Below are 7899 nucleotides of genomic sequence, written 5' to 3' on the forward strand. Positions count from 1 at the left end.
CATCCCCCTCACCCAACCTCTCCCCTAGCGGGGGAGAGGAGCATGAGACAGAGACAACGACGCGTTGAGCCTGGCTGCTCAACGATCCAGCCAGACGTCCTCGAAGCGGAAGGCGTTGAACATGCTGTTCACCTGCGCGACGTAGCCCTTGACGTAGGGCTGCCAGCAGGTGGCACTGCGGTTCCACATGATGGTCGGCCGCGCGCCGTCGGCCAGCAGCTTGGCATCGATCTCCCACACCATCTGTTTGCGCTTGTCGTGATCGGCCTCGGACGACTGCAATTCGAACAGGCGCTCGATCTCACCGTTGCAGTAGCCGTTGTAGTTGCGCTCCGAGCGGCAGGAGAAGTTCTCGAAGAACGCCTGGTCGGGATCGTCGACGCCGTTGCCGGTGGTGTTGAGACCGATGGTGTAGTCCTTGCGGGCGAGGCGCGGGAACCACTGCGAGGCCTCGACGACGTCGAGCTCGGCGTCGATATGGATCTCGCGCAGCTGGTCGACCAGGATGGCTGCGGGATTGCGATAGAGCGAGAGCGCGCGCGTCTGCACCTTGGTGCGCATGCGCTTCTCCGGGCCGAAGCCTGCCCGGCCCATGATGGCGCGCGCATCCTCGCGGTTCTTCTCGACGTCGGGGCCGTAGCCCGGCACGGTGGCCAGCCGGTCGGTCGACAGGCCCCACATGCCGTCGCTGGGCGGCTGCATGGTGCCGCCGATCTGGCCGTCGCCCTCGTTGGCGGCGATGAAGGCCCTGCGATCGAGCGCCAGCGACAGCGCGCGGCGGATGTCCGGCTTGTCGAAGGGCGCGGTCTCGCGGTTCACCAGAATGTTGGTGTTGTTGTTCATCGACGTCGTCTCGCAGACCGCGCGCGGTGACTGGCGGCGGACGTCGCGCAATTGCGGGATCGTCACCTCCCAGGGGAAGGTGATGTCGTAGCGGCCGGCGACGAAGCCCAGCAGGGCCGTCGACGGGCTGGAAGCGATGTAGAACTCGATGCCATCGAGGTGCGGCTTGCCGGGCTTGAAGTAGTCGGGATTGCGCACCAGCCGGACGCTGTCGAACTGCTTGAACGCTTCGAGCTTGAAGGGCCCGGTGCCGATCGGCTTCTGCCGCATCTGCGCGCCCGGGATGTGGCAGGGATAGATCGGCGACAGGCCGGACGCCAGCAACGTCAGCAGCGAGGGCTGCGGATGGTTGAGATGGATGGTGACTTCGTAGTCGTTGCTGCCGCGCACGTAGTTGATGTTGCCGTACCAGCTGCCGCGCGGATTGTTCTTGAGCTTGTCGCGCGCCCGGCCGGTCAGCAGGTTGAAGGTGCATTCGACATCGGCGGCGGTGAAGGCCCAGCCGTCATGCCATTTCACGCCGCGGCGCAGCTTGAAGGTGAGCTCGGTCTTGTCCTCGTTCCAGCTCCACGATTCGGCGAGGTCGGGCACGATCGACTTGTCGCTGTTCTGCGGCACCGATGGGTCGAACATGACGAGGTTGTTGAACACCGGCATGAAGGGCACGACGGTGGCCGGGCTGAACTCCTCGTGGATCGAGGTGCTCGGCGGGTTGTCGCGCTGGAACATGCGCAGCACGCCGCCGCGCTTCTGCGCCAGCGCAGCATCGGCAAAGCACAGCAATGCGAACACGATGCCGACAAGCAGCACGGCCGTCCGTCCAGCGCGTGTGCTCAATACGGGCATCAGGCCTCGCAATGCCCTGCCGGGCAAGGCGTGCCGCGCCTGCCGCTTGCCGACCTTCATCCCACGCACCCGATCCTGTCGCCGCAACCAATATCAGGTGAACCGATCAAAAGAGTAATTGAAGAAACAAAAGATACAACTTGCGGCGAGGATGAAGGCCTCCAGTGCAATCAACTAGTCGTTACACCCCCTCAGGCCGCTTGTTTGCGGCGCATCGACTGCGAATACTTTGGGCACACCTCCTCGGCGAAGCGAGTCATCATGCGTTGGCGCAGCCCGATCGGCGTGCCGGGAGTGGCGCAGGACACCATGAAGTAGTTGAAGCCGAGGGCGGCGAGCTGGTCGATGCGCCGGCAGATCGTCGCCGGACTGCCCACCAGGTTCGAGTCCATGAACGGCGCCAGCTCGGCCGGGTCGGTGAGCTTGCGCAGGTTGGCGAACATGCGGCTGAAGTCCTGGTACTCGGGGATGTCGGCCCACGGGTTGGCGTCGGACTCGTAGTGCGCGCACTGCAGGTCGAAGTAGGGCGGGTAGTAGCGGCGGCCGAGCGCCCGCGCCTCCTCGTCGGTGTCGGCAATGAACATCTTCACCGAGATCGGCAGGATGGCGTCGCGCGCGGCGGCGCCGGCACGCGCCGACCAGCGCTCGAGGATCTTGGCCAGAAGCTTGTCGGGGAAGGTCGACAGGCAGATCGGCGCCACGCCGAGATCGCCCATCACCTCGGCGCTGGCCGGGCTGCCGATGGCGCCATAGAAGCGCACCTTCTTGTCACCGGGGTCTGGCCTGAGCCGGATCGGCTTGTCGATCTTCCAGAAGCGGCCGTCATGGGTGAAGGGCTCTCCGGCCAGGCCCTTCTCGACGATGCGGTAGCATTCGGCGAAGCGTGCCCGCGCCTCGTTCATGTCGACGTTATAGGCGTCGTATTCCATCTTGGCCGTGCCGCGGCCGATGCCGAGATGCAGCGTGCCGGTCGTCATGCCGTTCAGCATGGCGATCTCCTCGGCCAGCCGCAGCGGGTGGTACCACGGCAGCACGAGCACCGAGGTGCCGAGCGACAGGTCGGGAAAAGCCGCCGCGATGTGCGCCATGAACAGCAGCGGGCTCGGCGTCGGGTAGTAGTCGCTGAAATGATGCTCGAGCAGCCAGGCCGCGTCGTAACCGAGCTTCCGGCCGAGCGCGCAATCCTCCATGACCTCGCGATACAGCGCCTGGTCGGACTTGTGCACGTCGCTGGCCGGCGCGGCCTGGAAGCCGAAGGCAATGTCAGCCATACCGCGGTCCCTGTGTCGTTTCTGTTGCCGGCAATGCTACCAAGCTTCGCTGGTTCCGTCCGCGCCACTGGTTCGCCTGATGATTTCGGCCGATTGATGGACGTCGAGATCCCTCTCCGGAATGGACGGCCATCGCCGCGTACGGCAGGCTGAAGGTCGTTTCGGGCCGGCATCCAGGTGGCCGGCCGGACGTTGTACCGGGTCGATGGCAATGTCGGTGGGCAGAAGGATCGCGTGGGCTGTGGCGGCGCTGCTCGGCCCGCTGCTGGCTGCGGCCATCGCTGCGCCCTATCTCGTCGACGTCGACGCCTACAAGCCCGCCCTGGTGCAGGCCGTGAAGGAGGCGACCGGCCGCGAGCTGGTAATTGAAGGGCCGATGCGGCTCAGGATGCTGCCAGTGCCGAGGATCAGTGCCCAGCGCGTTCGCTTCGCCAATGCAGCGGGCGGCGAAGGCGCCCAGATGGTCGACGTGCGCTGGATCGGCGCCTCGCCGTCCTGGTGGGCGCTGCTGCGCGGCGAGGTCGAGATCGGCCAACTCACCCTCTACCAGCCGACCATCGTGCTCGAGACAGACGCCGACGGCGTGCCCAACTGGCAGTTCAAGCCGGGCGCCGGCGCCAGCCAGGCCGAAGGCGCGCCGGCCGAGGGCTTCCACTTGGCGATCGGCGAGCTCAAGGTCGTGCAGGGCACGCTGAGCTACACCAATCCGCAAACGCGACAGACCATCAAGGCCGAGCAGGTCGAAGCGACGGCCCGGGTCCGTTCGCTGCAGGGGCCGCTCACCATTTCCGGCAAGGCCACGGTCAACGGCGTGCCGCTGTCGCTCGACATCAGCATGAGCGAGCGCAAGGCGGACGGTCACGACCTGTCCTTTGCCTTGCAAGTGCTGAGCGGCACGCTCGACTTCAAAGGGCGCATCAGCGAGCTCAACGTCAAAGCCGAGTTGAAGGGCCACCTCTCGGTGACGACCGGCGTTCTCACCGACTTTGTCGCCGCGATCGTGCGCGCCGGCGGTCAGGCGGTCCCCAAGTTCGACGGCTCGGTCGCGGGCCGATTCGTTTTCGACGGCGGCATCGAGCTCACGCCGACGCGGCTTGCCGTCACCGATTTCAGGATGACGATGGGTGCGGAGACCGCATCAGGCACGCTGGCGCTGGAGCAGGGGGCCGCGCCGTCCCTGCAGGGACGCATCGCCTTGCCCAAGATCGATCTGGAGAAATGGCTGGCGCTGCTTGCCAGGCCGCAGGTTTTCCTGCCGGCACAGCCCAGCGCCCAGGCGCCCGGCAAGGACTCTCCAGCCAAGGCGCCGGTGCCGGGCAAGCCCGCCTCGCTTTCACCGTTCCCCGTCGCGATGGACGTGTCGCTGGCACTCGACGTGGCGGAAGTCACGTACCGCGGGGGCATGGTGCGCGACGTCGCGGTGGCGCTGGAGATCCACAAGGGCGTGATCACCGTGCCGCAGCTCAGCGCCGTGCTGCCGGGAGACATGCGCGCGCAGGCGACCGCCAGCGCACTCAGCGTCTCGGGGCCGCGGCTGCGCGAGACGCTGGCGTGGCTCGGGATCGATCCTTCCAGCGTGCCATCGGACAAGCTCCAGCGCCTCGACCTCAAGGGCAAGATCGCCGTCGCGGGCAACAGTGTGCAGATTGTCGACATGGTGGCCGAGCTGGACGGTGAGCGCGTGACGGGCAGCGGCAGCGTGGCGCTCGGCCCACCGCTCGCGCTCGCGGCGACCCTGCAGGCCGACCGTCTAGACCTTGATGCCTACCTGCCGGCCGTGCCGCGGTCGGCGCCGAGCGCGCCTCTCACGCCGTTGCCGGGCAATGCGGCCACACCGTCGGCCGCTACCGCAGCGACCGGCGGCGTGAATGGTGCGATCGCGACACTCATTCCCGCCGCGCCGCCGCCGCCCGATCCGGCGACACCGGTCTTCGCGCTCAAGGCCAAGGTTACCAAGCTCACCATTCGCAAGCTGACCTTGGGCGGCGTCGAGGGTGATGCCTCGATGCAGGGCAACCTTCTGAAAGTGACTGCCTTCAAGGTCGCCGATCTTTTCGGCGGCAAGGCGGATGCGAAGGGAACGGTGACGGACTTTGCCACCGCACCTCGCTACGACCTCGCCTTCAACGCCACGCTACCCGACGCCGACAAGGTCGTGGGCTACGCCGGCCTGCCGAAGGCCGCGAACGGCAAGCTCGGCGCGGCGTCGGCCAGCGGCAACGTCGTCGGCACCCTGCACGCGCTCGCCCTGCGCGGCGTCACTGCGACGCTGCTCGGCAGCACGGTGAGTGTCGCCGGTGCGCTGGCGCTCGGCAGCGCTTTCCGTTTCGAGTTCCCGAGCTTCAATCTGCAGAGCCAGGAGGCCGGCCGGCTGGTCGCTGCCGCGACCGGCCAATCAACCACCATCGGCGCGGCTTCGGCCGCCGGCGCTGTCAAGGGCGACGGCCAGCGCCTGGCCTTCGATGGCAGTCTCACGGCGCTCGGCACGGCCATGACCGGGCATGTCGATGCCACGCTGGGCGAGCGGCCCAACATCAGCGTCAATCTGCGCGTCCCCGGCACGCTCGATCTCGACGATTGGCTGGGCGTGTCGCCAGGTCCGCGGCCGTTGCCTTCGTCGGCGCCTGTGTCGGCATCGCGGACGCTCGGAGCGGCGACCGACAAGCCGATCGACCTCTCGGCGTTGCGTGGCTTCGACGCCACCGTAAACCTGGAAACCAGCGCTACGCAGGTCGCCTCGCTGAGGGTGACGTACGCCGACCTCGAAGCGAAGCTGCGCAACGGCGTGCTCAGCATCGCCAAGCTCACCGGCCAGTTCTATGGCGGCGCCGTCGACTTCAACGGCACGATCGACGCCACCAAGAATGCCCTGGCCGTCGACCTCAAGGGCAGCCTGCAGGGCATCTATTTCGGCGAGATGCTGCGCGGCACCGCCGGCACCAACAGCTTCGGCAACGATAACCTGACGGTGGCGATCGAGGGCAAGATCAACGTCATGGACATCTCCGTCCAGGGCAGCGGCCGGACGACCGAGGAGATCCGCGACACGCTCACCGGCCGTGGCCAGGTCAGCGGCTTGCTCTTTCCGATGGCGACCAAGGGTTCGCTGGGCTTCGCATCGTTCGCGACCGGCGTGGGCAGCATCTTCAGCACCGAGATGGGCTTCAACTCGGCCGTGCTGGCGGCGTTCGTCAACCAGCAGAGCAGCATCGCGGGCGAGATCACGATCGCCAATGGCACGGTGTCGCTCATCAATCAAAAGGTGCAAGGCCAGAACGCTGTCGCCACGATCACCAGCCACACCAGCCTGATGGCAGCCACCACCGACACCACGATCGCGCTCGACGCCGGCCGGCGGGGGCCGGCGGACTACGTGGTGACGGTGAAGGGGCCGGTCTCCGCGCCGACCATGACCACTCGCGGCGGAAACTAAGCGGCGCGGTTCCTCAGGATTTCCCAGGCGCGGCGGAAGGCCTGGGCCATCTCGTCGGCCGGCACGGCGCCGGAGAACAGCACATGGCCCTGCAGGGCGAAGCTCGGCACGCCCTGGATGCCGGCGTTGCGCGCCATTTGGTCGGCCGCGGTGACTTCCTTGAGGCCGGCGTCGCTCTGCAGCATGGCGGTGATGTCGTCGCGCTCCAGCCCGCCCTCGACGCCGAGCCGGGCCAGCACCTCGGCATTGCCGATGTCGGCGCCGTTACAGAAGTAGCCCTCGAACAGCGCCTCGACGACGCCGTCCTGCACGCCCTTCTGGCCAGCCAGCCGGATCAGGCGATGGGCATCGAGCGTGTTGGGTGTGCGCGTCAGGCGATCGAGATGGAATTCCAGGCCTATGGTGGCGGCGGTCTCGGTGATGCGCTCGTCCATCTGGCGCGAGCGCTCGGCGCTGCCGAACTTGGCGAGGCGGTACTGGGCCCGGTCGACGCCCTCGCGCGGCATGTCGGGATTGAGTTGGAACGGATGCCAGGCGACGGTGAAGTGCAGGCCCTGCTTGGCGAGGATCTCGAGAGCGCTCTCAAGATGGCGTTTGCCGATGTAGCACCATGGGCAGATCGCGTCGGAGATGACGTCGATGCGGCCGACCGGCTTTGCCTGGTCCATGGCTATTTCCTTCCCTGAGGCACATTTGCGTGTGCCCTATTGCGCAGAAGCCTATACCTGCGTGGAATCCGCGGCAACGAGGAGACCCTATGCAAAAGACCCAATACCGCTCTGCGCTTATCGTCGGTACCGGCCCTGGCCTCAGCGCCTCGCTGGCCCGGCTCTTCACCAGGAACGGCCTGGCCGTGTCCATGGCCGCCCGACAGACCGACAAGCTCGCCGCGCTGGTCAAGGAGACCGGGGCGGAGGCTTATGCCTGCAACGGCGCCGATCCGAAGGAGGTTGCCGGCCTGTTCGAGACCCTCGACGCCAAGGGGCGCACGCCCGACGTCGTGGTCTACAATGCGAGCAATCGCGTGCGCGGGCCCCTGGTCGATCTGGCGCCCGACGACGTGAAGCGCGCCATGGAGATCAGCGCCTTCGGCGGTTTCCTGGTCTCGCAGCAGGCCGCCAAGCGCATGCTGCCCAAGTCGCACGGCGCCATCTTCCTGACCGGCGCCACGGCGGGCGTGAAGGGCTTCGCGCTCTCTGCCACCTTCGCCATGGGCAAGTTCGCCTTGCGCGGCCTCGCCCAATCGATGGCGCGCGAGCTTTCACCCAAGGGCATCCATGTCGCCCACTTCGTGATCGATGGCGGCATCCGGAGTGAGGCGCGCCCGGTGCCGGACAACGCGCCGGACAGCCTGCTCGATCCCGACGCCATCGCCGAGACCTACTGGGCGACGCTGCAGCAACACCGCAGCGCCTGGAGCTGGGAGATAGAGGTCCGGCCGTGGGTGGAGAAGTTCTAGTCTTGCCGGACCGCGGACCTCCAGGTCCGCTCATATCTTTGTCTTCT

The 7899-nt window shown here is 67.0% G+C and carries 5 protein-coding genes; 2 read left to right on the plus strand and 3 right to left on the minus strand.

Features of this window, described 5'->3' with window-relative positions; translation table 11 throughout:
* Window positions 1-78: 78 nt before the first annotated feature.
* Entirely contained in the window at window positions 79-1749 is a 1671-nt protein-coding gene (locus RSO01_RS44910; protein ID WP_246159244.1) for an ABC transporter substrate-binding protein, read from the minus strand.
* A gap of 131 nt (window positions 1750-1880) precedes the next feature.
* Window positions 1881-2960 (minus strand): LLM class flavin-dependent oxidoreductase, encoded by a 1080-nt coding sequence (locus tag RSO01_RS44915; protein WP_147157138.1) that lies wholly within the window; start codon window positions 2958-2960, stop codon window positions 1881-1883.
* 217 nt (window positions 2961-3177) lie between these two features.
* On the opposite strand from RSO01_RS44915, the gene RSO01_RS44920 reads away from it, so the two are divergent.
* Window positions 3178-6393, plus strand: a complete 3216-nt coding sequence (locus RSO01_RS44920; RefSeq protein ID WP_170303850.1) for an AsmA family protein — start codon at window positions 3178-3180, stop codon at window positions 6391-6393.
* On the opposite strand, the gene RSO01_RS44925 is transcribed toward RSO01_RS44920, so the two are convergent.
* Window positions 6390-7061, minus strand: a complete 672-nt coding sequence (locus tag RSO01_RS44925; RefSeq protein ID WP_147157140.1) for a DsbA family oxidoreductase — start codon at window positions 7059-7061, stop codon at window positions 6390-6392. The genes RSO01_RS44920 and RSO01_RS44925 overlap by 4 nt on opposite strands.
* Before the next feature lie 89 nt (window positions 7062-7150).
* On the opposite strand from RSO01_RS44925, the gene RSO01_RS44930 reads away from it, so the two are divergent.
* Window positions 7151-7852, plus strand: coding sequence for an SDR family NAD(P)-dependent oxidoreductase (locus RSO01_RS44930; RefSeq protein ID WP_147157141.1), 702 nt, complete (start codon window positions 7151-7153; stop codon window positions 7850-7852).
* Window positions 7853-7899: the final 47 nt, after the last annotated feature.

This window comes from Reyranella soli, assembly GCF_007992495.1.
Taxonomy (GTDB): domain Bacteria; phylum Pseudomonadota; class Alphaproteobacteria; order Reyranellales; family Reyranellaceae; genus Reyranella; species Reyranella soli.

Coding starts and splice junctions, on each gene's coding strand:
- RSO01_RS44915 (WP_147157138.1), bottom strand. CDS start 2,960: ATGGCTGACATTGCCTTCGGCTTCCAGGCCGCGCCGGCCAGCGACGTG.
- RSO01_RS44910 (WP_246159244.1), bottom strand. CDS start 1,749: ATGAAGGTCGGCAAGCGGCAGGCGCGGCACGCCTTGCCCGGCAGGGCA.
- RSO01_RS44925 (WP_147157140.1), bottom strand. CDS start 7,061: ATGGACCAGGCAAAGCCGGTCGGCCGCATCGACGTCATCTCCGACGCG.
- RSO01_RS44930 (WP_147157141.1), top strand. CDS start 7,151: ATGCAAAAGACCCAATACCGCTCTGCGCTTATCGTCGGTACCGGCCCT.